Source organism: Paractinoplanes aksuensis (genome assembly GCF_024137025.1).
Lineage (GTDB): Bacteria > Actinomycetota > Actinomycetes > Mycobacteriales > Micromonosporaceae > Actinoplanes > Actinoplanes aksuensis.
Genome location: NZ_JAMYJR010000003.1, coordinates 1 through 24,318, shown reverse-complemented (window position 1 = coordinate 24,318; position 24,318 = coordinate 1). Strand labels below are relative to the sequence as shown.

The window sequence follows — 24,318 nt, the reverse complement described above, 5'->3', positions numbered from 1 at the left end:
AACGGCGCGGCAAGCGGACGGCGCAGGCGGGCGGCACGGCGCAGGCGGGCGGCACGGCGCAGGCGGGCGGCACGGCGCAGGCGGGCGGCACGGCGCAGGCGGCGAGGCCCGAACAGGCACGATGAGCGGGGGCGGCGTGACCCCGGCTCGGGCAGCGCGACCCAAAGGCAAGCCGCGAAGTATGGGCCCGAAAGGGAGGCAACCGATCGCCGGGGCGGCTCGTCCAAGTGGCCTAGCCTGTTTGCCGAAGGGGCACTCTCATGAGACTTCGACCGGCCGCTCTGGCGTTGTCGTTATTGATCACTACCGGGGCGCTCGCGGCCTGCGGCGGCACCGGAGACCCGCCGAACCGGGTGGGGCCGGCCACCGCCACCATCGAGCCGCAGGCCTCGGAGAGCGCGCCGATGATCGACCCGAGCCTCGGCCCCCGGCCGCGCGCCGGCGGATCCGGCGGCCCCAGCACCACCCTCCGCCCGGGCCAGGGGGCACTCGACTGCGGCACGTTCGTGCTCGGGCAGGGCGAGAAGCTGCCCGACACCGCGGCCCGCTGCTTCGTCGACGCCGCTCAGGCCGGCCACCGCGCGCGGCTCGCGGTCACCCGGCCCACCGTCGAGGGCGACCCGATCCCGGTCACCTACACGTCAGGCACCGACGGCCGCACCGAGGTCATCACGGACTCGCGCCAGGACGGCTTCGGCCCGAAAGAAATCACCCGGCAGACCTGCCAAGGCCCGGCAGTAGCCGACTACAGCATCACGTTCACGCGATGCACCCAACCGGCACCAGTCACGAACTGACGAAGCCGACCCTCTCTCCAGGGCCCCGCCATCTTATCGAACCTATGTTCGAAACGCCAAGCGAGGAGCCCGGCCCGCCTGGTGGAAAACCCCCACTCGAAGGCGGGTGCTGACCGGCTTCAGTGGGACCCCCGCGCTGCCTAGCGTCGTTTGTGTGATCGAACTACGTGAACTGACGAAACGCTACGGCGGCCGCCCCGTCGTCGACCGGTTGAGTTTTCGCGTCGAGGCCGGGGTGGTGACCGGCTTTCTGGGGCCGAACGGGTCCGGCAAGTCGACGACGATGCGGATGATTCTCGGCCTGGACGCGCCCGACCACGGTCGAGCCCTGATCGACGGCGTTCCCTACTCCGCGATCGACCGTCCGCTGCGGACAGTCGGCGCCCTCCTCGACGCCGGCGCGTTCCACCCCGGCCGGAGCGCCCGCGCCCACCTGCTCGCCCTGGCTGCCGGCAACGACATCACACCGTCCCGGGTCGACCAGGTGCTGGCCACAGTCGGGCTGTCCGATGTGGCCGCCCGACGGGCCGGCACCTACTCGCTCGGCATGCGCCAGCGGCTCGGCGTCGCCGTCGCCCTGCTCGGTGATCCGGGTGTGCTGCTGCTCGACGAGCCGGTCAACGGGCTCGACCCGGAGGGCATCCGCTGGATCCGGGACCTGCTGCGCGGGCTCGCCGCCGAGGGCCGCACGGTCTTCGTGTCGAGCCACCTGATCGCCGAGATGGCCCTGACCGCGGACCGGCTCGTGGTCATCGGCCAGGGCCGCCTGCTGGCCGAGACGACGGTGACCGATCTCGCGGCCGGCGGCGACACTCTCGAGGACGCCTTTTTCCGGCTCACCTCGCAGGCCACCGACTACCGAGGGAGCGTGGCATGAAGGCAGCGGTCAGGATGGAATGGATCAAGCTGCGCAGCGTCCGGTCGACCTGGTGGCTGGCCGTCGCGGCGGTGGCCTCGATGGCCGCGTCCGGCATCGGGGTCGGGCTGGGTTACCGGTCGCACACCCCGGTCGCCACCGAGGCCCAGATTCTCAACAACAGTCTCAGCGGCGCCATGCTGGCCCAGTTGCTGCTGGGTGCGCTCGGCGTCCTGGTCGTGACCAGCGAGTACGGCACCGGGATGATCCGCTCGACGTTCGCCGCCGTGCCCAGGCGCCGGGTCGTCCTGGCCGCGAAGGTCGCCGTGGTCGGCGGGGTGGCCCTGACCGTGGGGCTGGTCGCGAGCTTCGCCGGTTATCTGGGCGGGCAGATGACGATCCGCGGCACTGCCATCCCGACAGCCTCGCTCGGTGACCCGGCTGTTCTGCGCGCGGTGCTGCTGACCGGCGCTTACCTGGGCGCCACGGCGCTGATCGGGGTCGGTCTCGGGACTATCGTGCGGCATTCGGGCGCGGCCATCGGGATCCTGTTCGCGCTGATGTTCGTCCCGACGATCGCCGCCGGGTTGTTCGGCGAGGGCGGCGTCGCGGTCGGCCGGTTCGTCCCGCTGCTGATGCTGCTCAACTCCGTCGCGGTGATCACGCCAGGACCCGGGCTGTTCGATGGCGGCGTCAGCGTATTGCTGATGTGCGCGTACGCAATGGTGGCCGTCCTCGCCGGCGGCGTCCTCCTGCGCATGAAAGACGCATGAAAGACGACAATGGGCCGATGACCGCGCTGCGCGCCCCGTTCACCGGCCTGGCCCTGCGCCAGGCGGTGTTCTGCCTCGCCGGCGTGGTCCTCGCGCTCGCCGTCCTGGCCGCCCCAGCGATCATCCCGGGCGCCGCCGTCCTCATCTTGTGGGCGACCGGGGCCATGGCCGACAAGCCCGCCCCCGTCGTCGCCCCGATCTTCCTCGTCCTGTTCCCATTCACCCTCGCGCTGCTGGTCGTGCTGGCCGCCCCGGCGGGCCGCGCCTTGGCCTCGGCCCAGCGCGGCCTCGCCCGGAAACTGCTGAACGAGCACGTGGACCCACCGCCCCGGGCCGGCCACGGCTGGCGCGCGGTCGGGTACGCCCTGCTCAAGGTGCCCCTGGCCATCCCCCAGGGTTACGGCGTCTTCTGCTGTGTGTTCGGCGTGGTCAACCTCAGCTACCCGGTGTGGTGGCCGCTGTTCCGCAACCACCCGCCCGGCACCACGCTGGATCCGGTACTGGCGCTCACCCCGTTCGGCGCCCTCGAAGCGAGGACGTTCGCCGGCACGCTTCCCATCGCCGCGGCGGGACTGGCCATGCTGCTGGTCGCGCCCTGGCTGCTGCGGGCCGGCACGGCGCTCGACCTGGCCGCGCTGCGCCGCCTGCCCGGTCCGGGCCGGCTGGCCGAGCGGGTGCGTGAGTTGCAGGCCAGCCGGGCCCAGGCCATCGACGACGCGGCCACGATGATGCGCCGCCTGGAACGGGACCTGCACGACGGCGCCCAGATCCGGCTGGCCACGCTGGCCCTGAACCTGGGCCTGGCCCGCGAGAAGTTCGACGACGATCCCGATCAGGCCCGCGAGCTGCTGACGCTGGCCCACCAGGGCGCCAAGGAGGCCCTGGCCGAGCTGCGCGAACTGGTCCGCGGCATCCATCCGCCCGTCCTCGACAACGGTCTCGGCGACGCGCTGGCCACCCTCGCCACCAGCAGCGCCATCCCGATCGAGGTGACGGTGGATCTGAGCGACCGCCCGGCACCCGCGATCGAGACCATCGCCTACTTCTGCGCGGCCGAACTGCTCGCCAACGCGGCCAAGCACAGCCGGGCCAGTCGGATCACTCTTGGCGTACGCGGGAACCTGATCTTGACTGTGGCGGACGACGGCGTCGGTGGGGCGGACCCGGGTGGACCCGGCCTGTCGGGGCTGGCCCGGCGTATCGCCGTAGTGGACGGCCGGATCAGCGTGGACAGCCCGACCGGGGGCCCGACCCAAGTCAAGATCGAATTGCCGGCGTACGGATGAAGGGGCCCAGCATGCGGGTGGTGATCGCGGAGGACGCCGCGATGATGCGCGAGGGGTTGGTCCGGTTGCTCACCGACCGCGGCTTCGAGGTGTCCGCCGCCGTGGCCGACGCCGACGCCCTGCGCGCGGCGATCACCGAGACGGCGCCGGACGTGGCCATCGTCGACATCCGGATGCCGCCGACGCACACCGACGAGGGGCTGCGGGCCGCCATCGACATCCGCCGCGACCATCCCGGCGTCGGCGTGCTGGTCTTCTCGCAGTACGTCGAGACCCGGTACGCCACCCGGCTGCTGGCCGACCAGCCGGCCGGCGTCGGCTACCTGCTCAAGGAGCGGGTGGCCGACGTGGCCGACTTCGTGGACGCGCTGACCCGGGTCGCGTCGGGCGGCACCGCGCTCGATCCCGAGGTGGTCGGCCATCTGATGCGGGCCGGGCAGCGTACGGCCGGACTGACCCCGCGCGAGACCGAGGTGCTGTCGCTGATGGCCGAGGGCCGGTCCAACGCGGGGATCGCGGCCGCGCTGTTCATCACCCCCGGCGTCGTCGAGAAACACGTGGCCGCGATCTTCGGCAAGCTCGGCCTGCCCTCATCGGACACCGACAACCGCCGCGTCCTGGCCGTCCTCCGCCACATCAGCGGGTGACGTAAGGACGATCAGTTGCTGCGTGGCCCGGGTCATGGCGACGTATTGGTCGACCGGGCTCCAAGAGGAAGGATCGACCAGCACGACCAGGTCGAATTCGAGGCCCTTGGCGGTGACGGGGGTGAGTGATCGCACCCGCGGCGAATCCGGGAAAGTCGGATCGCCGATGACACAAGCAATTCCCTCCGAGTACGAAGACACCACGGACTCCAGTTCCGATGTGGACCCGTAGCGCACCGGCACCCCGTTGTTGCGGATCGATACCGGCACGTTGGCGTCCGGTAGCGCGGCCCGAATGACCGGCTCGGCGGCCTTCATGACTTCGGCCGGCGTACGGTAATTGATCGTCAACGATGTCATCGTGACCCGCCCGAGCCCGATCCGGGCCAGCCGCTCCGGCCACGACTCGGTGAACCCGTGCCGCGCCTGGGCCCGGTCGCCCACGATCGTGAAGCTGCGCGACGGGCACCGCAGCAACAGCATCTGCCATTCGGCATCGGTCAGCTCCTGGGCCTCGTCCACCACGATGTGCGCGAACGGCCCGGCCAACTGATCCGGTTCGGCCCGCGGTACGGCCGCGTCGTCGACCAGCACGTCGCGCAGATCCTGCTGCACGAGCATCCACATCAGGCCCTGGCCGTCGTCGTACTCGCGCGAGGCGATCAGGTCGTCGAGCACCCGCGACATGCCCGCCTTCTGCCGGGCCACCGCCGCCTCCTGCTCGCGGCGCCGCCGCGCTGTCCCGGGGTCGCCCACGCGGTGCCGGGCCGCGTCGAGCAGCGGGAGGTCGGCCGTCGTCCAGGCGCGGGGATCCGTACGGTGAAGGCTCTTGATTTCGTCGGCGCTGAGCCAGGGCGCACATTTGCGCAGGTAGGCCGGCACCGACCACAGATCGGCGACGATGTCGGCCGGGTCGAGGACGGGCCAGGCCCGGTTGAACGCCGTAGCCAGCGCCCGGTGGCGCAGCAGAGCCTTACGTACGAGTTCGGTCGGCTCCTCGCCCGCGTATTTGGCCTCGAGGATCGTCAGCAGCTCCTCCCACGCCTCCTCGCGGCCCTCGTTGTGCGGGGTGCCCGGGCCCGGGGCGGCGAACGCGTCGGCCCAGTCGTCGGCGGTCAGCCGGATCTCGTCGTCGTCGGTCTCGACGAGCATCCCCCGGTCCGGCGGCTCCTCGTAGAACCGGACGGCGGACTCGATCGCCCCGACCATGGCCACGGACGACTTGAGCGTTCCCTCGTCGACCGCGGTCACGGGATACGGCACCAGATCACGCAGCGTGCACGTCTGGACCTCGTCCTCGCCGAGACTCGGCAGCACATCGGACACGTACGCCAGATAAGGCTCGTGCGGGCCCACGAAGAGCACCCGGCGCGGATTCGAATACATCAGATACGCCGTACGGTGCAACGCGACCACGGTCTTGCCCGTGCCCGGCCCGCCGTCGACCACGAGCGCGCCCTCCGACCCGGCCCGGATGATCGCGTCCTGGTCGGCCTGGATGGTGCCCAGCACGTCCCGCATGCGCGCCGAGCGGTTGCTGCCCAGACTGGCGATGAACGCGGACTGGTCGTCGAGCGCGGCGTGCCCCTCGAGCGCGTCCGGCGTGAACACCTCGTCCCAGTAGTCGGTGACCCGCCCGCCGGTCCAGTGGTAGCGCCGCCGGCTGTCCAGCCCCATCGGGTTGGCGTGGGTGGCCCCGAAGAAGGGCTCGGCCGCCGGTGACCGCCAGTCCACGAGCAACCGTCGCCCGTCACTGTCGGTCAACCCGAACCGCCCGACGTAGACCGTCTCGCCGCCGCTCACCATCCGGCCCAGACAGATGTCGAGGCGGTAGCGCCGCAGCGCGCGCAACTGGCTGGTCAGCCGGCGCACCGCGTCGTCCCGATCGACGGCCTGGCGTCCCTTGCCCGCGGGCGCCTTCCGCTCGATCTCCAGCCGCTCGTTCAGGTCGGCGATCGTGCGCTCGAGGTTGCTCGCGATCGCCGCGAAATGCCGCTCGTCGCCGGCGATGAGCACCGGGTCGGACTTGCCTTCGGATACGTCAAAAGCGCTGGTCACGCTGCGATTCTGCGCCGTCACCGGGGTCTTGCGGCAAGACCCCCACTGTGTTATACGTTAGACATGGCGAGAGGTGCGGATTCCCCTCAGGCCAGACACGAACAACACCTCAAAGACCTCCGGCTGCTCCGCCGTGTCCGCGACCGCATCGACCGCGACTACGCGCAGCCGCTCGACGTCGAAGCGCTCGCCCGCGGCGTCAACGTCTCGGCCGGCCATCTGAGCCGCGAGTTCCGGGCCGCGTTCGGCGAGTCGCCGTACAGCTATCTGATGACCCGCCGTATCGAACGGGCCATGGCCCTGCTGCGCCGGGGCGACCTGTCGGTCACCGACGTGTGCTTCGAGGTCGGGTGTTCGTCGCTGGGCACGTTCAGCACCCGGTTCAGTGAACTGGTCGGCATGTCACCCAGCGCCTACCGCCGCCTGACGGCCGAGCAGTCCCAGGTCGAGGGCCTGCCCGGCTGCGTCGTCAAACAGGTGACCAGACCGATCAGGAATCGAGAAGCAACGCCCGCGCCCGGCCAATAGCGTGGTCGGCATGAACCTCACCATTCACAACACGTTCCTGCCGGCCGACAACCCCGAGGCCTCGCTCGCGTTCTGGCGCGACACGATGGGCTTCGAAGTGCGCAACGACGTCGGGTACGGCGACATGCGCTGGATCACCGTGGGACCGCCCGGGCAGCCGCAGACCTCGATCGTGCTGCACCCGCCGACGGTCGACCCCGGCCTCACCGACGACGAGAAGCGCACCATCACCGAGCTGATGGCCAAGGGCAGCTACGCCAGCATCGTGCTCAGCGCGCCCAACGTCGACGAGGCGTTCGAGCAGGTGCAGAAGGCCGGCGGCGACGTCGTGCAAGAACCGATCGACCAGCCGTACGGGCTGCGCGACTGCGCTTTCCGCGACCCGGCCGGCAACATGGTCCGGATCAACCAGCAATAGGTGCTGTGCTCTCCCGCTGCACCAAAGTCGGGGGCAGCAACCGCACCGGTTCCGTCGGCCGCCCGTCGAGCAGCTTCATCGCCGTCTCGACGGCCAGGCCGCCCACGTCGTGCGCCGGGATGTCGACCGAGGTCAGCGGCAACGGCATGTTGAGGGCGACGTCCCGCGGGCAGACCGCGACCACGGAGATGTCCGCGGGGACCCGCCGCCCGCTCGCCTGCACCTCCTCGAGCACCAGGCGCAGCGCCTCCTCGTTGTGCACGACCAGCGCCGTCACCCCCGGCAGCTGCGCGTCGATGTCGGCCAGGCAGGCCCGCACCCCCGCCCGGTCGGGCTCGCACGGGTGGGTCATCGTCTCGAGCCCCAGCTCGGCCGAGGTCGTGGTGAAACCGGTCAAGAACCTTTCCGCGTACGTGGTCCCGCGCTTGTACACGGCGGGCGAGGGGCCCACCAGGGCGATCCGGCGGTGCCCGTGCCCCGCGAGATGGCGCAGGGCCTCGGCCGCGGCCGCCTCGAAGTCGAGGTCGACGCAGACGATGCCGGCCGGATCCTCGGGCAGCCCGATCAGCACGGAAGGTTGCTTGAGGTTGCGAAGGGCCTGAATACGCACGTCGTCCCGCTCGACATCCATGACGATGAGCGCGTCGACCATGGTGCTGTGCGCGACCCGCTCGAGGCCGGCGGTGCCCTCGTCCTTGGTCAGAAGCAGGACGTCATGGTTGTGGGTGCGCGACGCGGTGACGACGGCGGTGGCGAACTGCATGATGACCGGCACGCTGACATCGGCCCGCAGCGGCACGACCAGGGCCAGCACGTTGGTGCGGCTGCTGGCCAGGGCGCGGGCCCCCGCGTGCGGGTGGAAGCCGAGCTCGGCGATCGCGGCCTGCACCCGCTCCCGGGTCTGCGCGCTGATGGGGCGCCGGCCACTCAGCACGTACGACACCGTGCTCGGCGACACCCCGGCCGCCCGGGCCACGTCGTTGATCGTCGGCATCCGCCCTCCCCATCCGCTGCTCAGCCTACTGACCCCGCCCCGATCGTCGAAGCGCTTCGACGACACCATCGTCCACCATAGATGTCCGTAAATGGCATGTCCACCGGCGCCGGGCGCCTGCACCGCGCTGGGTCCGGTGCCCACGGCCGCAGGGTGGGAGGCTCAGCGTGGTAGTGACGGGGCCACGCTGTGCGGGTCGCGCGGCGCTACGGTCGTGGGGTGAGCGCCAACGAGCTCGGCCTGTTCCTGCGTAGCCGTCGCGAGGCCATCGACCCGGCCACCGTCGGGCTGCCCGCCGGCCCCCGCCGCCGCACGCCCGGCCTGCGCCGCTCCGAGGTCGCCGCCCTGGCCGGCGTCAGCGTCGAATACGTGACCCGCCTCGAACAGGGCCGCGATCGCCACCCGTCGCCACCCGTGCTGGGCGCCCTGGCCGACGTCCTGCGCCTCACCGGCAACGAGCGAGTCCACCTGTTCCGCCTCACCAAAGGCGCCGAGTCCAGCTTCCCGTGCCGCTCCGACCAGACGCCCGGCCACGTCGTCCGCCCCACCGTGCGCACCCTGCTCGACCGGCTCGAGCCCACCCCCGCCGTCCTGGTCAACCAGCTCGGCGACCTGGTCGCCCGCACCCCCGCCTTCGACCGCCTGGTCCACCCGCTGGGCCTGCTCGACGCCGATCCGCCCAACTTCCTGCGTTTCGTCCTCACCGACCCACGAGCCCGAGCGGTGTTCCCCGACTGGTCCGCCGTGGCCGACCAGTGGGTCGCCGCCCTCAAGAACGGCCCGTTCCGCGCCGACCCCTACATACAGATCCTGGCCGACGAACTGGCCGTAACCGCCGGCGACGACTTCACCCGCCGCGTGGCCACCGTCCCCGGCGTCCCCACCCCCACCGGCGTGCTGCGGCTGACCCACCCCACCCTGGGCGACCTGCGCCTGGCCTACGAATCCCTCGAACTCCCCGCCGACGACAGCCTCCGCCTGCTCGCCTACCTCCCAGCCGACACCGCCACGACCGCCATCCTCGACAGCCCGGCCGCCCACCCCCCACTCCGCCTGGTGGCCGGTTGAGCCCACCCCCACCTCCCCGTTCACGGCCAAGTCCTCCCCGGCCGTCGACCAAAGCCATCCCCACCCACCCGATCACCATCCACGGCCAAGCCCTCCCCCGGCCATCGACCGAAGCCATCCCCACCCACCTGGTCACCGTTCAAGCCCTCTGCTCCACGCGGCCGCGACTCACGCCCTCCCCGCTCCCCGCCACGACCACACCCACGCAACCTCCACTCCGCCTCGGCTCACAACATTCGCGCCCACCATGCGGCCGCGACTCACGCCCTCCCCGTTCACCGCCACGACCACACCCACGCAACCTCCACTCCTCTCGCACCGCCCCTGCTCACGCCGTTCGCGCTCACCAATGGCCGCCGCTTACGTCGTTCCCGCTCTCCTGGGCGACGATCTGCGCCAACTCCACGCCGGCCGGGCGCGGGCTACGCCCAGGCCGGGGCGTCGCGATTTGGGCCGTCGACTGGGAGGATGCCGCCGACGTCCGTGCTGACCTGCGAGACCTGTCCCGGGAGGTTTTTGTGTCCGAGCACGTTCGAGCCGAGCTTCGCCGGAGTGGCGGGTTTGTCGGGCGTTCGGTGAGCACGGTGGCTGATTCGCGTACCCTGCCGCCGGCCGACGCCGCGCGACTTCGGCTGCTGATGTCCAGCCTGGACTTCGCTTCGCTGCGCAGCACCCGTCACCCCACCGGCGGTGCCGACCTCTTCCAGTACGACCTGACCCTGATCCGGGGCAGCGATCACTGGCGGGGCACCGTCTCGCAGGCCTCGGTCCCCGCTGCTCTCCAGCCGTTGCTTCAGTTCCTGGCCGGCAGGGCGGCCTCCGGGTGATGCGACGACTGGCCGGCTTCGACCTGCCACGGCTCGATCCCGGCCGCCTCGATCGCCGCCTGCTCGGTCCAGCCGACTCACCCACGCGGACCGCTGCCCACGATTCCTGAAAATCCAGTCTTCAGGGAACGGCGACAACCGCAGGCCGGCCTGATGCAGTACGACCCGCCCCTGGAACGCGGTGCCCATCGCTCGCGGGGCAGTTCGCCTCATCTACGGCAGCCTGGCGGATGGCACCTCGAGGCGGATATCTTGCGCGGCGTGGCTGATGACGATCTGCGGCGGGAAATTACCGAGCTGATCCGGGGCACGTGGCCCGGGGGCGGCTGACGTGTGCGCAGGTCGTGGACCAGGCCGTTGAGTATCTGGCCGACGAGCATGATGACGCCGGCCTGGCCGAGGTGGCCTGGGCGGTCGCGCGGGAAGAGTTCGCGGCTCACCTGGCCGAGCAGGCGAGTTGGCCATCGCGTACCGACAATGACCGGCTGACCGATGCCTTCCGTGCGCTCGACACGGCCGGGATCGTTGCTCGTCAGGACTTTGCCTGCTGCCAGAACTGCGGCGTGGCCGAGATCGGCGACGAGGTGCGGCCGGAGTTACCGGCGCGCGGCTACGTGTTCTACCACCACCAGGACGCTGAGCGGGCTGTCGAAGGCGGCGGCGTGTACCTCTGCTACGGCAGTTTCGAGGGTGCGCCCGCGGCCACGGTTGGCGAGGAAGTGGCCGTGGCTCTGCGGGCCGAAGGGCTGAGCGTCAACTGGGGCGGGTCGGCCGGGCAGCGGATCCACGTGCCGCTGCGGTGGGCCCGGCGGCGGCACGGGAGCATGGCCGCGTACGGGGAGAAGTCATCCGGAACGGCGGAGCTCGACCTTGAAGTTTCGCAGTCGCACGGGGAGGCGCGGCCGAGGAACGTGCTGGAAGTGATGGACATCGTGCGGCGCCTGCCGACCCGCGGCCAGGCCTGGTTGTCGGCCGTGAACGATGCCGGTTGTGTGCAGGTCGCCTGGGAGGACGGGCGGCTCTGGCTGGAGACCCCGGATGCCGCGGCCCGGGCGTCGATCGGCAAGTACGCCACTCTGGCCGAGGTCGAGCAGACGCTGACGGTCCTGGCCGTCGAGCAGCGCGTTGCCGTGTCCGAGCTGGACGGCGTAACCGCCCGCCCTTGGTGAGAACGCGGTCGTGCCGGGCAGCTCGGTGAACCGGTCGCGATGGCGCCGCGGCGACTGTCGGAGGTCCGCGGCGACCAGCGCGACCCATTGGCGCGCGTGCTGATTCCGGGTGAGAACGCGCGACCAAGCGGCGCCCGCGCTGGTTCCAGGCAAGACGGCGCGACCAAGCGGCGCCCGCGCTGGTTCTGGGCGAGACGGCGCTTGCACCAAGTGGGGTGAGGCGTGGCGGACCCGGTGTGCGGGGGTGGGGGCGCTGGTAGCCGACAGGCGCCGCGGTGGCGGGGGTTGATGATCCGGTCGTAGGCTGCGGGCAGCGGCATCACGGGGAAGGCGGCCCGGCATGACGACTGATGGCAGACCGGCGCGGCTTCTGCGTGGGTACGGCTGGTGGATCGTTCTGGTGACCGTTCTGATCACGGCTGGGGCCTATGTTCTGAGCCGGGTCGTGCCTGTTGAGCAGTGGTCGAGCGCGACCGTTGTGGCGGGGCCGAAGCAGCGGGCCGGGTTCGCGCCGGTGACCGCTGATGCCGGCACCGAGAGTGAGATCGCCCGGTCCGGCGCCGTGCTGCGGGTGGCGGCCGAAGAGCTGAAGATGGCCCAGTCCGATCTTGCCGACGGGCTGGATGTGGAGCCGGTTGAGCGGGGGGCCGCGATCACCGTCGCCTACACCGGGGACGATGCGCAGCGGCGGGCGCAGGCCGTGGCCGAGGAATACGTGCGTTATCGCAATGCGACGACCACGCAGTCGGGTACGGCGGCCACGCTCGTGTCGCCGGCCGGGGCGGCGGTGGAGCACAGGCGGCCGCTCTGGCTCTGGCTCGCCGCGGGGGCTGCCGTGGGGCTGCTTCTGGGGCTGATCAGCGCTTACTGGTTGGCCCGGCGACGGGACCGGCTGCGCGGTCTGACCCATTACGAGCAGCTGACGGGGCTGCCGGTGCTGGCCACCGTTCCGCGGGCGCGGCGGTCGCGGGGGCCGGGGGCACCGCTGCCGGTGATGCTGCGCTCGCCCGATTCGGCCGACGCCGAGGCCTACCGCTACCTGCGGGCGCGGCTCGACCCCGTGCTGGCGCGGCCGGCCACCGTCCTGATCGCCGGAGGGCGTGAGGGTGAGGGTCGCAGCACCACGGCCGCCAACCTGGCCGTCGCTCTGGCCCAGGCCGGGCGGCGGGTCGTGCTGGTCGACACCGACGTCCGGCGGCCCGCGCTGCATCTGATGTTCGACCTGTCCCGCGATCGGGGCCTGACCAATGTGCTGACCGGGCAGCACCAGCTGACCGAGACGCTCGCAGCCGGGGCCATCGTCAACCTGCGGGTGCTGGCCGTGGGGGCCGAGCGCGAGAACAGCGCCGATCTGCTGGCCGCGGGCGGTCTCACGGGGCTGCTGCACGAGCTGCGGGAGCAGTGCGACGTCGTCGTGCTCGACTCGCCGGCCCTACTGCAGGTGGCCGACGGGCTCGGGCTGGCCGCCCATGCCGACCAGATCCTGCTGGTCACCGACTATCGCCGCGCCACCGCCGCAGGCGCCGCCCGGGTCGCGGCCGATCTCGAGCAGGTCGCGCCGGGCCGGGTGGCAGCCGTGCTGATCGGCCTGCCTGAACGCGAAGGCGGCCCGGCCCCGCGCAACAGCCCGAGTCGCTCCCCCGCCATCGACCGCTTCGAGTCCCTCGACAACCCCGTCGACCCCGCGCCATCCCACGTACCCGCGCCATCGCACGCACCCCACGCACCCGCCCCGCCGCACGCACCCGTCTCGCCAGCGCGGCCCGCCGCGCCGCCGCACGCAAACCACGCACCCTCGCCGTCGCACCCACCCCACGCGTCCGCGCCGTCGCACGCACCCGTTTCACCAGCACAGCCCACCGCGCCGCCGCACGCACCCCACGCACCCGCGCCGTCGCACGCACCCGTTTCGCCAGCGCGGCCCACCGCGCCGCCGCGCCAAGAACCAACGCCGCCAAGGAAAGAGCCGCGCCACGATCCAGCGCCGTTCAGGGAAGCGACGCCCGGTGAAGAGCCACGGGAAGAGCAAAGTCCCCGGAAGGACACCCCCACGCAGCCCAGCCGGCCCGCACCGAAATCGGGAACGCCCGAGAAGGAAGGCGCAAAGGTCAGCGCGAAAGCCGCCATCCCCCAACCCCGCGTCTACACCTCAGCCGCCAAGGCCGAAGCCGAGGCCCGCGGCCGGACCGAGGCGCCCAGCGAGGATTGACCCCCGGTGGCAACCACCGGGACCAACGGGTTAGGTTAGGCATACCTTTGGTCCCGAAGTTCCCCTGGAGGCCCCCGTGACCCAGACCGTCGCCGACCCGGCCGTCGAGACGGTGCCGTGGCGGTTCTTCGCCACCGAGGTGCGTGCGGTGCGGCGGCTCAGCCCCCACTTCTTGCGGGTGACCTTCACCGGCGACGACCTCGACCGCTTCGCCGACAACGGCTTCGACCAGCGGATCAAGCTGATCCCGCCGCTGCCCGGCGAGGGCCTGGCCCACCTGCCGACCGGCCCGGAGTGGTACGCCGACTGGCGCGCCCTGCCCGAGGAGCACCGCAATCCCATCCGTACGTACACCGTGCGCGCCGTCCGCCCCGAGCTCCGCGAGGTCGACGTCGACATGGTGCTGCACGGTGTGAACGGGCCCGCCTCCCGGTTCGCGGCCGAGGCCGGGCCGGGCACGCGTGCGTACCTGCTGGGCCCGAACGCCGATTTCGACGGGGTGCACGGCGGCATCGACTTCCACCCGCCGGCCCACACGGACTGCATCCTGCTCGGCGGGGACGAGACCGCAGTGCCCGCTATCGCCCAGATCCTGGCCGGTCTGCCCGCCGACGCGCGCGGCGAGGCGCTGCTCGAGGTGCCCTCGGCCGAGGACGCGTTGGAGCTGACCGCCCCGGCCGGCGTCCGGGTCACCTGGCTGGTCCGCGGGGACGCCGCCTACGGCGCCGAACTGCTTCCCGCCGTACGCGCCGCAGCTCGCCGCATCCTCGGTGACGAGCAGGTCGGGGGCGCCCCGGTCGAGCTCGAGGACGTGGACGTGGACCACGACATGCTGTGGGAGGTGCCCGAGGAGTTCACCGACGTCAGCCGCTTCTACGCCTGGCTGGCCGGCGAGGCCGCGATGATCAAGCTGCTGCGCCGCCACCTGGTCGCCGAGTGCGGCGTCGACCGCCGCCTGGTGGCCTTCATGGGTTACTGGCGTCTAGGACGCGCCGAGGGCAACTAAGGCCCCTTTTCGCCGAATTCCTCCGGCGGGGTGCGCTATCGCCTAGCGTTTTGGTGAGGCCACGCCCGAGCCCGAGGAGGTAGGCATGTGGAACACCTCGGCACCCCAGCAGGGCCCGGTCGTCCTGCTCGTGGAGGACGACGAGGATCTGCGCGACATGACATCGCAGATGCTCGAGCTGCGCGGCTTCCAGGTGCTGGTGGCGACGGACGCGGTCACCGCGATCACCAAGTGCAAGGTGCACGAGGGGAAGATCGACGTCCTGCTGACCGACCTCGGCCTGCCCGGCGTCTCCGGCGGTGAACTGGCCCGCTCGGCCCACGCGGTGCGACCCGGCATGGAGACGGTCTACATCTCCGGCATGCCGCAAGAGATCGCCATCCGCCGGGGCATCATCAAGCGCGGGGCCTCGTTCATCGCCAAGCCGTTCACGGCCGACCAGTTGGCGGGCACTTTGCGGTCGGTTCTGGCCCAGCACAACAGCAACGCTCCTGCACCCTGACCCGGCTCATGTCGGCGGTGGGGGTTCCGATTCATAGGGCACAGGCCGGAAACATCCGGTCGGCCAGATGATCCGGGGGGACCCAAATGCTTGCTTTCCACTACGTCGCCGCTTACGTCCAGTCGCACCTGACCGCCGCCGGCGAGCGCATCGCCAAGAAGGGCGACGAGGGCGCGACCGCCGTCGAGTACGGCCTGCTCGTCTCGCTCGTCGCCGTGGTCATCATCGTCGGCGCCACCACCTTCGGCAAGCAGATCAGCGACCTGTTCGCTGCTGTCGCCGGCAAGATCAAGATGCCGGTGTAAGTATGAAAGGGCGGTAGTCACGACAGTGCTCACCGCCATCGGAAGTCCCCTCAACCCCGGGCCGGGTACCGTACGCCGGCCGGCCCGGGGTGAGGAGGGCACGGCCGCGGTCGAGGCCGCGCTGGTGTTACCGCTGATCCTGCTGATCCTGTTCGGCATCGTCGACTTCGGCCGCGCCCTGCAGCAGCAGGCCCTGCTCGTCGCGGCCGTCCGCGAGGGTGCCCGCACGGCCGCCCTGAACGGCACCTCGGGCACCGTGCAGACCAAGGTCCAGGGCATCGCCGGCACAGACGCCGCGGTGACCACGACTCTGTGCACCGGCGGCTCGTCGACCACGGCCGACGCCACGGTCACCGCCACCCAGCCCTTCACCGCGCTCACGCCGGTCTTCGTGCTCATGCAGTACTACGGCACCACCAGCAGTCTCACCACCCTCAAGGCCACCGGGGTCATGGCATGCACCGGCTGACCCGCTGGCCTCCTCTCTCTCAGGTCCGTCGCGCATGGCGACGGGCCTTGCGGCGTTCCGACTCCGAGCACGGCGCGGTGGCCGCGCTGTTCGCAGTGATGGTCAGCACCGGCGTCGTCATCGCCATGGGCGCGCTGGTCATCGACGTCGGCCAGATCGCGCTGGAGCGCCAGGAGCTGCAGAACGGCGCCGACTCGGCCTCGTGGACGATCGCGGCCAAGTGCATCAACAAGCCGGCCGACTGCACGATGGCCAAGATGAGCCTGGTCGCATCGGACTACGCCACCCGCAACACCAAGGACGGGACGGCCGACGCGCAGATCTGCCTGTCCAACCAGACCGCCCAGTGCACCGCCTGGAAGAGCCCGGGGGCCTGCGCGACCACCACAGTCACCGGCGGCACCTCGGTCGAGGTGCGCACCAGCACCCGTACCGGAAGCGGGGCCACCTCCACGACCCTGCTCCCCCCAGCGTTCGCGAGCGCGATGTCGGGCTCGGTGTCGTCCGGGGTCATGGCCGGGGCCTGCGGCCGGGTCGCCTGGGGGCCGCCCGGCATCACCAAGGTCTTCGCGCTCGGCATCTCGATGTGCGACTGGAAGCGGATGACCGGCAACGGAACGCAGTTCTACGGCCCACTCGATCCCCTGCTCAGCCAGCTCGGCCTCTACAGCATGCTCGGCCTGAACCCGCCGACTGCCTCCGCCGAGGGCGCGATCGCCCAGGTGCTGCCGGCCGCGGTGCTGGGCCTGCCGCTTCCCTCCTGTACGACCCCGGTGAACCTGACCGAGCCGCGCGGCTGGACCTGGCTCTACGACAACAGCCTCAACCCGCCCGACGCCAACTGCGAGATCAGCCTCAAGGTGGGCGACCTGCCGCGTGGTTTCGCCCTGTCCGGGCTGCTCGCGGGCAAGCCGTGCCGGGACCGGCTCCAGGCGATCTACGCGAGCAAGCAGCCGGTCCTCATCCCGATCTTCGACCAGATCGAGCAGACGTTGCTGTCCCTCGCGCCAACGTACCGGATCGCCGGCTTCGCGCCGTTCGTGCTCACCGGCTACGACACGCTGCTGCCGGGGGTACTCACCTCGGTCGCCAACCTGCTGCAGGGCAACGGGTTGCCGTCGGTCCTGCAGAAGCTGTTGTGCACGATCTCCGCCTGCATCTACGGCTACTTCACCAAGACGCTGGTGCCCGTCGACCTCCCGAACTTCGGGACCGGGCCCGACTTCGGGGCCACGATCATCGGGCGTACGGGATGACGGGTTCAAAAGGGGGGCACGGGTAATGAGCCGACGCGTCGTACTGCTGGGTGTCGCGGCCATGCTGGCGATCCTCAGCGCGGTGGCGGTGGTCGCGTATGCCAGCGGGGCCGACCGCCGGGCCGTCGAAGGCAAGAAGGGCGTCTGGGTGCTGCTGGCCACCGACAAGATCCCGAGTGGCACGACAATCGCCCAGATCCGCTCCCGCCGTCTGGTACGGCAGGTGTTGATGCCGGCCGAAACAGTCCCCTCGGGCGCGCTGACCAAACTCGACACATCGCTGGACGCCAAGAAGCTCAATGCCGCCCTCAATCCCGATCAGATGCTGTTGAACGGGCAGTTCGACGTGAACCTGAGCCCGAAAGGTCCGGCACCGACCTTCAGCGTGCCCCGCGGCAAGATCGCGATCAGTGTGGAGCTGAACGTCGGGCGGCAGGTCGCGGGCAACGTCAAGAAGGGTGACCCGGTCGCCATTTACGGCACCCAGACCATCAAGGGATCCGAGAACAACTTGACGGACTCGTACGTCGTCATCGAGCGGGCAATCGTGATCACCGCGGGCGAGAGCCCGCCGGACGGTCAAATGTCACTCCTCCTCACCCCGAGTGCCTCGGGTAGCGCAGCGGCCACGCCCAGCCCGGTGTATTCACAGGAGACGTTGAAGCGCTACGTCGTGACCGTGGCGGTGACACCCATACAGGCCGAGAAGCTGATCACCGCCTACAACGGCGCGACCCTGCACCTGGGCGTGCTCGGACCGGGCGTGCGGCTGACCCCGGAGGCTCCTCCGTTCACGGCCGAACCGACAGCCACGCAGACCGGAGCAGTCGGATGAGTCTCTACGTATACCTCGAACCCGACCGCGAGATCCTGGCCCAGCGCGGGCCCGAGTTCCAGTCGGTCGGCGGCGCCATCGTGCACAGCATGGCCGAGCTCGAGACCCATCTGCCCCGCTATCCCGAGACGCTGCTGGTGCTGATCGGGGCGAGTGTCAGCCTCGACGAGGCACTGATGTTCGCCGCCTACCAGCGCCTGCAACGCCCGCTCATCGGCGTGGTGCTGGTCCGCAACGGTGTGGTGCCGGCTGAGGTCATCCGCTGTCTGCAGGCCGGCGTCCGCGACGTCGTCGAGGAGGCCGACTGGGACGGCATCCGCCAGGCCACCGCCCGCTCGGTCGACATCTCGAAGGCGCTCAGCACGTCGATCCGGTCGGGAGCCGAGGTCGCGCCGTTCGGCCGCATCATCACCGTGTTCGCCGGCAAGGGCGGCTGCGGCCGCAGCTTCGTCGCGGTCAACCTGGCCGTCGCCCTGTGGGCCGGTGGCGCCCGGCGGGTGCTGCTCGTCGACCTCGACCTGCAGTTCGGCGACGTCGCCATCATGCTCAAGCTGCCACCGGATCGCAGCATCGCCGGCGGTATCGCGATGGCGGGCCGCCTCGACGAGCCCGGCCTGCGCTCGATCGTCACCCCGTACCGGCCCGGGGTCGACGCGTTGCTCGCACCGGGCAATCCGGCGCAGGGTGAACACGTACGCCGGGAACTGGTTCTGGAAATTCTCGACGTGGCGAGGCCGCACTACGACTTCATCGTGATCGACACACCGGCCATCGTCACCGACCAGGTGCTGGCCGCGCTCGACGTCTCCGACTGGTTCGTGCCGATCGTCACGCCCGACCTGCCGACGCTCAAGACGGTGCGGCTGACCGTCGAGATGTTCGACATGCTGGAGTACCCGCGCGACCGCAGCCTGCTCGTCTTCAACCGGGCCAACACCCAGGTCGGTCTGACCACGGCCGACGTCGAGGAGGCGATCGGCATGCCGTTCGCGTCGCTCGTGCCGTCGAGCCGGGACGTGCCGATCTCGGTCAACCAGGGTGAGCCGCTGCTGCTGACCGAGCCGCTGCACCCGGTCAGCCGGGCCATCCGGCAGCTGGCCGACCGCTGCGCCGGCACCGAGACCGCGCCCGAGCCGAAACGGGGTCTGTTCGGCCGCAAGAAGAAGGTGGCGCGATGAGCCTCTCGGCCCGGCTCGGCATGTACGGCAACAAGGTCAACTCCGAGGAGGAACCGGAACAGGCCGAGGAGACCGACCGCAAAGGATCCGCGACCTCCCAGCGCTACCGGGCGGCCGGGCGCGGCGCGGCCGACCCGGTTTACGACGTACGCCTGAGAATTCAGCGGCGGCTGGCCGACGAACTCGGCCCGACGCTCTACAACAGTCGCGGCGAGGACGAAGCGCTCGAGGCCCGCGTCCGGGACGTGCTGTCCGACCTGCTGGCCCGTGAGGAGACCCCGCTGTCGGGCAGCGACCGGGCCCGCATCGTCAAGGAGGTCACCGACGAGGTCCTCGGGCACGGGCCGATCGAGGCGCTGCTGCGCGACCCGTCGGTCAACGAGGTCATGGCCAACGGGGCCAAGAACGTCTACGTGGAACGGTTCGGCCGCATCGAGCGGACCGAGGTCGAGTTCGACGACGAGTCGCACCTGCGGCGGATCATCGACCGGATCTGCGCCCGGGTCGGCCGCCGGGTCGACGAGGCCAGCCCGATGGTCGACGCCCGCCTGCCCGACGGCAGCCGCGTCAACGCCATCGTGCCGCCGATCGCGCTGGACGGCGCGTCGCTGACGATCCGGAAGTTCTCGGCGACGCCGCTGACGGTGGGCGACCTCATCTCGTACGGGACCATGACCCGACCGGCGGCCGAGTTCCTCGACGCGTGTGTCCGCGGCCGCCGTAACGTGCTGGTCAGCGGGGGTACGGGTTCCGGCAAGACGACCATTCTCAACGTGCTCTCGAGCTTCGTGCCGACCGACGAGCGCATCGTCACCATCGAGGACGCGGCCGAGCTGCGGCTGGGTCAGGACCATGTCGTACGCCTGGAATCGCGCCCGGCCAACGCCGAGGGCCGGGGCACGGTCAATGCCCGCGACCTGGTCAAGAACGCGCTGCGGATGCGCCCCGACCGGATCGTGGTCGGCGAGGTCCGCGACGCCGCCGCGCTCGACATGCTGCAGGCCATGAACACCGGCCACGACGGCTCGCTGACCACGTTGCACGCCAACACCCCGCGCGACGCGGTCAGCCGTCTCGAGACCATGGTGCTGATGGCCGGCATGGACCTGCCGAGCCGGGCCATCCGCGACCAGATCTCCTCCGCCGTCGACCTGATCATCCAGATCACCCGGTTCAAGGACGGCTCGCGCAAGGTCAGCCACATCACCGAGGTCGTCGGCATGGAGGGCGACACGGTCACATTGCAGGACCTGTTCCTGCTCGAGGTCACCGCCGACATGCCGGCCCATATGGCCCAGCTCAAGCCGACCGGCATCCGGCCCCGGTTCGTCGACGCGCTGGCCATGTACGGCGTGACCCTGCCCGCCACGATCTTCAGCGGGGCCCGATGATCTTCGTCGCGGTCTCCTCCGGCGCCACCGCTTTCCTGCTGTTCCTCGTCCTGGTGGAAAGGCTTTTCGGCCGTACGCCGATGCAGCGCCGCCTCGCATCGACGCTGAAGCACTACACAGTGGGCGAACGCCAGGTCGACGAGCCCCTGCTGCGGCGCCTGCAGCACGCGGCGGGCGACGTGGTCGAGCAGTCGCCCGGCCTGACCAGCCTGGCCGCCCGGTCCACGGTCAAGCTCGACCAGGCCGGGGCCCAGATGCGCCCGACCGAGTGGCTGGTCTTCCGGGCCGGCATCGCGCTGACCACGGCGGTCGCGCTGGCCGTTCTGGTCCACCTCTTCTTCGGTTTCCTGCTCGGCCTGGTGCTCGGCTTCCTCGTGCCGTCGATGCTGCTCAACGCCAAGATCAAGCGCCGCCGGCAGCGGTTCGCGGACGACCTGCCGGCCATGCTCCAGCTGATCCTCAGCGCGCTGCGGTCCGGCTTCACGCTGCAGCAGTCGGTCGACGCCGCGGTCCGCGACGACGAGGGCCCGGTGGCCGAGGAGTTCGCGCGGGCCCTGTCCGAGTCGCGGATCAGCGGCGAGTTCGAGGAGGCGCTGCAGCGGGCCGGCGAGCGCCTGGCGAGCCCCGAGCTGGGCTGGCTCACGCTGGCCCTGCGCCTGCAGAAAGAGACCGGCGGCAGCCTGGCCGAGGTCATGCAGACCACCGCCGAGACCATGCGCGAGCGGGCCTACCTGCGCCGGCATGTGCGCTCGCTGTCGGCCGAGGGGCGGATCTCGGCGTACGTGCTGGTCGCCCTGCCGATCTTCGCCACCGGCCTGTTGTTCTTCGCCCGGCGCGAATACATGCAGGTGCTGTGGCAGAGCGTGCTCGGGCTGATCATCCTGGGCGTCGCCCTCCTCATGATCATCATCGGCAGCCTGTGGCTGCGCTCGGTCACGAAGATCGAGGTCTGAGCAATGACGGCCGGAACGCTGGTCTCGATCGCCGCGGTTGCCGCCGTGCTGGCGATCGCCTGCGCCGCGGCCGCCGTCACCATCCCGGCCAGCCGCCGCCAGCGCATGCTGCGCATCCTGGCCCAGTTCGACCGCAGCCGAAACGCCGTCCGGGCGGTCGAGCAGCCCTTCGGCGGCAAGCTGCGGGCGCCCGTGGTGTGGGGGATCCAGCAGTTCGGCAACGCCATCACCCCGCCCCGGGTGCGCCAGCGCCTGTCCCGTCGGCTCGACTACGCCGGCAACCCGTCCGAGTGGCCGCTCGACCGGGTCATCCGGGCCCGCCTGGTCGGCTTCGTGCTGCTGGGCCTTCTCGGCTGGTGGGTCGGCACCCGCTCGGGCGGGCCGTGGGCGTTGCCGGGCCTGCTCGTCGGCGCGCTGGCCGGCATGAACATTCCCGACCTGCTGGTGTACGACGCGGGCGTCAAACGGCAGGCCGCGCTCACCCGCGCGCTGCCCGACGTGCTCGACGCCATGGTCATCGGCGTCGAGTCGGGTCTCGGCCTGGACGCGGCCATGGCCCAGGTCGCGGTGCTGCTGCGCGGCCCGATGCCGGACGAGATCAACCGCGTGCTGCAGGAGATGCGCCTCGGCGTGCCCCGCACCGAAGCCCTGCGGTCGCTGGCCGCGCGCACCACCGTACGGGATCTGAAAACGCTCATCACCGCGCTCGTTCAGGCCGGTGAGCTGGGCATCTCGGTGGCCGGCATCCTGCGCGAGCACTCCATCGAGCAGCGCACGCGGCGCCGCCAGTACGCCGAGGAGAAGGCTCAGAAGGTGACGGTGAAGCTGCTCTTCCCGGTCATCTTCTGCCTGTTCCCGGTCATCTTCATCGTGGTGCTGGGCCCGGCCATCATCAACATCATGACCAGCGGCTTCTGAGTTTGGCTCAGTTATTGCCGCTTCGTGCCGATAAGAGAACGTGACGACCGTCGGTTCCGACCTCGATGAGGAGCGCCGGCTGGCCGTCCTGCACGAATACTGTCTGCTCGACGCGCCCGCCGACGACGAGCTGACCACAGTGGTGCGGGTGGCCGCCCTGGTCGCCGGCGTGCCGACGGCCACACTCAACCTGATCGACGAGAGCCGGCAGTGCCAGCTCACCACGTACGGGTTCGAGGGCGGCAACACGGCCCGGTCCGACTCGATGTGCGCCATCCAGTTCCGGGCCGGCGCGTTCGTCCACGTCTCCGACGCCCGCGAGCATCCGCTCTACCGCGACAATCCGTGGGTCGACGGCACGCTGGCCTCGGTCCGGTTCTACGCCTCGGCCCCGCTCATCACCCCCGAGGGGTACGCGCTGGGGACGCTGTGCGTGTTCGACGACTGCGTCAAACAGCTCACCGACGACCAGGTGGGCCGGCTCGCCGACCTGGCCGACGTGCTGGTCGCCCTGTTCGAACGGCGCCGCCAGGCCCGGCTCAACGAGAAGACCCGGCGTTTCATCGGCGCCGTGCTCGAGACGATCGACGTCGGCGTGGTCGTCTCCGACGCCGAAGGTCACGTCACGGTGTTCAACCGAGCGGCCCGTGAATGGCACGGCTTGGAGGCGGACGCCACGCTCGACCCGGAGTTGCTGCCCCGCCACTACGGCCTGTACGACGCCGAGGGCCAACGCCAGCTGCGCCCCGACGAGGTCCCGTTGCTGCGAGCGCTCCGCGGGGGCATCGTCTCCAACGTCGAGATGACGGTGCGGGTGCCCGGACGGCCGGTGATAAGCCTCGACTGTACGGGCCGACGCCTGCTGGACGACACCGGCCGACTGCTCGGTGCCGTCGTCGCGATGAACGATGTGACCGCCGACCGCGCGTACCGCCGCGAGATCGAGGGAGCCAGCCTGGAGATCGCGGCCCGCGGCGAGGCGCTGTCGGCGGCCCTGGTCGAGCTGCGCCGCTCGAACGAGGAGCTCGAGCAGTTCGCGGGCACGGTCAGCCACGACCTGGTGCGCCCGATGGCGGCGGCCCTCGGCTTCCTCGACCTGCTGGCCGGCGAATACTCGAAAGACCTGGACGACCGGGCCGCGAAGTGGCTGACCGGGGCGATCCGCGCGGTCGAGCGCATGCAGAAACTGGTGGACGCCCTACTGCGGTACGCCCGGGCCGGCCAGACTCCCTACCAGGCGGAACAGGTGCAGCTGACCGCAGTGCTGCGGGACGTGCTGGCCGACCTGCGCACGGCCGCGGAAAGCAACGGGGCCCAGATCTCGGCCGGCGACGACCTGCCCACCATTCAGGGCGACCCGGTGCTGCTACGCCAACTCCTGCAGAACCTGATCGACAACGCCATGAAATACCACCACCCCGACCGCCCGTGCCGGATCACGGTCAGCGCCCAGTCGGTCCCGGACCACTGGGTGATCCGCGTAGCCGACAATGGCATCGGCATTCCCGCCGACCAGCGCGAGCGGGTGTTCGAGATGTTCGCCCAGGTCGACCCGAAAGAGCACAAGGGCTACGGCATCGGCCTGGCCACATGCCTGCGCATCCTCGACCGCCACCGCGGCAAGATCGCCCTAGAAGAAACCCCCGGCGGCGGTACAACCGTCTGCCTGTCCCTCCCGAAATAGCCGAGCGACGACTCCTGCATTCGCGGGCCGAGCGCCCCGCCTCTTCGACTTTCCGCCCTGAAAATGCCGCGTAAACGGCAGTAGGCCCACCCCGCATGGGGTGGGCCTACTGTTCACGTTGAGTCCGGCGGCGTCCTACTCTCCCACACCCTCCCGAGTGCAGTACCATCGGCGCTGGAGGGCTTAGCTTC

The 24,318-nt window shown here is 70.7% G+C and carries 24 protein-coding genes; 22 read left to right on the top strand and 2 right to left on the bottom strand.

Annotation, left to right across the window (positions count from 1 at the left end; all coding sequences use genetic code 11):
• The first annotated feature begins 260 nt into the window (after positions 1-260).
• From M1L60_RS04480 to M1L60_RS04460, 5 genes are all read left to right on the top strand, one after another.
• Positions 261-797, top strand: coding sequence for a DUF4362 domain-containing protein (locus tag M1L60_RS04480; RefSeq protein ID WP_253235989.1), 537 nt, complete (start codon positions 261-263; stop codon positions 795-797).
• Between the two features lie 154 nt (positions 798-951).
• Positions 952-1,674: an ATP-binding cassette domain-containing protein gene (locus tag M1L60_RS04475; protein ID WP_253235988.1), complete on the top strand. Its 723-nt coding sequence runs from the start codon at positions 952-954 to the stop codon at positions 1,672-1,674.
• On the top strand, positions 1,671-2,426 hold the full coding sequence (locus M1L60_RS04470; protein WP_253235987.1) for an ABC transporter permease: 756 nt from the start codon (positions 1,671-1,673) through the stop codon (positions 2,424-2,426). Before M1L60_RS04475 ends, M1L60_RS04470 begins: the two co-directional genes overlap by 4 nt.
• Positions 2,423-3,712, top strand: coding sequence for a sensor histidine kinase (locus tag M1L60_RS04465; protein ID WP_253235986.1), 1,290 nt, complete (start codon positions 2,423-2,425; stop codon positions 3,710-3,712). The genes M1L60_RS04470 and M1L60_RS04465 overlap by 4 nt, the downstream gene beginning before the upstream one ends.
• Before the next feature lie 11 nt (positions 3,713-3,723).
• Positions 3,724-4,359: a response regulator transcription factor gene (locus M1L60_RS04460; protein WP_253235985.1), complete on the top strand. Its 636-nt coding sequence runs from the start codon at positions 3,724-3,726 to the stop codon at positions 4,357-4,359.
• On the opposite strand, the gene helR is transcribed toward M1L60_RS04460, so the two are convergent.
• A complete protein-coding gene (gene helR / locus M1L60_RS04455; RefSeq protein ID WP_253235984.1) occupies positions 4,303-6,417 on the bottom strand; it encodes an RNA polymerase recycling motor ATPase HelR in 2,115 nt (704 codons plus the stop codon). The two genes, M1L60_RS04460 and helR, sit on opposite strands and share 57 nt — an antisense overlap.
• A 63-nt stretch (positions 6,418-6,480) precedes the next feature.
• Here helR and M1L60_RS04450 point away from each other — a divergent pair, with 63 nt between their 5' ends.
• Together M1L60_RS04450 and M1L60_RS04445 are read left to right on the top strand one after the other, a co-directional pair.
• The gene (locus M1L60_RS04450; RefSeq protein ID WP_253235983.1) at positions 6,481-6,945 is read left to right on the top strand and encodes a helix-turn-helix transcriptional regulator; all 465 of its coding nucleotides are present in this window, start codon (positions 6,481-6,483) and stop codon (positions 6,943-6,945) included.
• Between the two features lie 10 nt (positions 6,946-6,955).
• Positions 6,956-7,363 carry a VOC family protein gene (locus tag M1L60_RS04445; protein WP_253235982.1) on the top strand — a complete coding sequence of 136 codons (408 nt, stop codon included), beginning with the start codon at positions 6,956-6,958 and terminating at the stop codon, positions 7,361-7,363.
• On the opposite strand, the gene M1L60_RS04440 is transcribed toward M1L60_RS04445, so the two are convergent.
• Entirely contained in the window at positions 7,350-8,357 is a 1,008-nt protein-coding gene (locus tag M1L60_RS04440) for a LacI family DNA-binding transcriptional regulator (RefSeq protein ID WP_253235981.1), read from the bottom strand. The genes M1L60_RS04445 and M1L60_RS04440 overlap by 14 nt on opposite strands.
• A 219-nt stretch (positions 8,358-8,576) precedes the next feature.
• On the opposite strand from M1L60_RS04440, the gene M1L60_RS04435 reads away from it, so the two are divergent.
• The 15 genes from M1L60_RS04435 to M1L60_RS04365 all read left to right on the top strand — a co-directional run bounded on the left by M1L60_RS04435 (position 8,577) and on the right by M1L60_RS04365 (position 24,127).
• Positions 8,577-9,425: a helix-turn-helix transcriptional regulator gene (locus tag M1L60_RS04435; protein ID WP_253235980.1), complete on the top strand. Its 849-nt coding sequence runs from the start codon at positions 8,577-8,579 to the stop codon at positions 9,423-9,425.
• Between the two features lie 518 nt (positions 9,426-9,943).
• Positions 9,944-10,252, top strand: a complete 309-nt coding sequence (locus M1L60_RS04430) for a protealysin inhibitor emfourin (RefSeq protein WP_308208424.1) — start codon at positions 9,944-9,946, stop codon at positions 10,250-10,252.
• A gap of 311 nt (positions 10,253-10,563) precedes the next feature.
• Complete coding sequence (locus M1L60_RS04425; protein ID WP_438862069.1) at positions 10,564-11,421, top strand: DUF6891 domain-containing protein; 858 nt, start codon at positions 10,564-10,566, stop codon at positions 11,419-11,421.
• A 400-nt stretch (positions 11,422-11,821) separates the two neighbouring features.
• Positions 11,822-13,630: a tyrosine-protein kinase domain-containing protein gene (locus M1L60_RS04420; RefSeq protein ID WP_253235977.1), complete on the top strand. Its 1,809-nt coding sequence runs from the start codon at positions 11,822-11,824 to the stop codon at positions 13,628-13,630.
• A 76-nt stretch (positions 13,631-13,706) separates the two neighbouring features.
• Positions 13,707-14,636 carry a siderophore-interacting protein gene (locus tag M1L60_RS04415; protein ID WP_253235976.1) on the top strand — a complete coding sequence of 310 codons (930 nt, stop codon included), beginning with the start codon at positions 13,707-13,709 and terminating at the stop codon, positions 14,634-14,636.
• Positions 14,637-14,721: 85 nt separating this feature from the next.
• Positions 14,722-15,138: a response regulator gene (locus M1L60_RS04410; RefSeq protein ID WP_253235975.1), complete on the top strand. Its 417-nt coding sequence runs from the start codon at positions 14,722-14,724 to the stop codon at positions 15,136-15,138.
• 86 nt (positions 15,139-15,224) lie between these two features.
• The gene (locus M1L60_RS04405) at positions 15,225-15,443 is read left to right on the top strand and encodes a Flp family type IVb pilin (RefSeq protein ID WP_253235974.1); all 219 of its coding nucleotides are present in this window, start codon (positions 15,225-15,227) and stop codon (positions 15,441-15,443) included.
• A 25-nt stretch (positions 15,444-15,468) separates the two neighbouring features.
• Positions 15,469-15,912, top strand: coding sequence for a TadE/TadG family type IV pilus assembly protein (locus M1L60_RS04400; protein WP_253235973.1), 444 nt, complete (start codon positions 15,469-15,471; stop codon positions 15,910-15,912).
• Between the two features lie 47 nt (positions 15,913-15,959).
• Positions 15,960-17,168, top strand: coding sequence for a TadE/TadG family type IV pilus assembly protein (locus M1L60_RS04395; protein WP_253235972.1), 1,209 nt, complete (start codon positions 15,960-15,962; stop codon positions 17,166-17,168).
• A 25-nt stretch (positions 17,169-17,193) separates the two neighbouring features.
• Positions 17,194-18,003: a Flp pilus assembly protein CpaB gene (cpaB, locus tag M1L60_RS04390; protein ID WP_253235971.1), complete on the top strand. Its 810-nt coding sequence runs from the start codon at positions 17,194-17,196 to the stop codon at positions 18,001-18,003.
• Positions 18,000-19,181, top strand: a complete 1,182-nt coding sequence (locus M1L60_RS04385) for a CpaE/TadZ family protein (protein WP_253235970.1) — start codon at positions 18,000-18,002, stop codon at positions 19,179-19,181. The genes cpaB and M1L60_RS04385 overlap by 4 nt, the downstream gene beginning before the upstream one ends.
• The gene (locus M1L60_RS04380) at positions 19,178-20,572 is read left to right on the top strand and encodes a TadA family conjugal transfer-associated ATPase (protein WP_253235969.1); all 1,395 of its coding nucleotides are present in this window, start codon (positions 19,178-19,180) and stop codon (positions 20,570-20,572) included. The genes M1L60_RS04385 and M1L60_RS04380 overlap by 4 nt, the downstream gene beginning before the upstream one ends.
• Positions 20,569-21,525: a type II secretion system F family protein gene (locus M1L60_RS04375; RefSeq protein WP_253235968.1), complete on the top strand. Its 957-nt coding sequence runs from the start codon at positions 20,569-20,571 to the stop codon at positions 21,523-21,525. Before M1L60_RS04380 ends, M1L60_RS04375 begins: the two co-directional genes overlap by 4 nt.
• A 3-nt stretch (positions 21,526-21,528) precedes the next feature.
• Positions 21,529-22,443 carry a type II secretion system F family protein gene (locus tag M1L60_RS04370; protein WP_253235967.1) on the top strand — a complete coding sequence of 305 codons (915 nt, stop codon included), beginning with the start codon at positions 21,529-21,531 and terminating at the stop codon, positions 22,441-22,443.
• Positions 22,444-22,483: 40 nt separating this feature from the next.
• Entirely contained in the window at positions 22,484-24,127 is a 1,644-nt protein-coding gene (locus M1L60_RS04365; RefSeq protein ID WP_253235966.1) for a GAF domain-containing sensor histidine kinase, read from the top strand.
• Positions 24,128-24,318 lie beyond the last annotated feature (191 nt).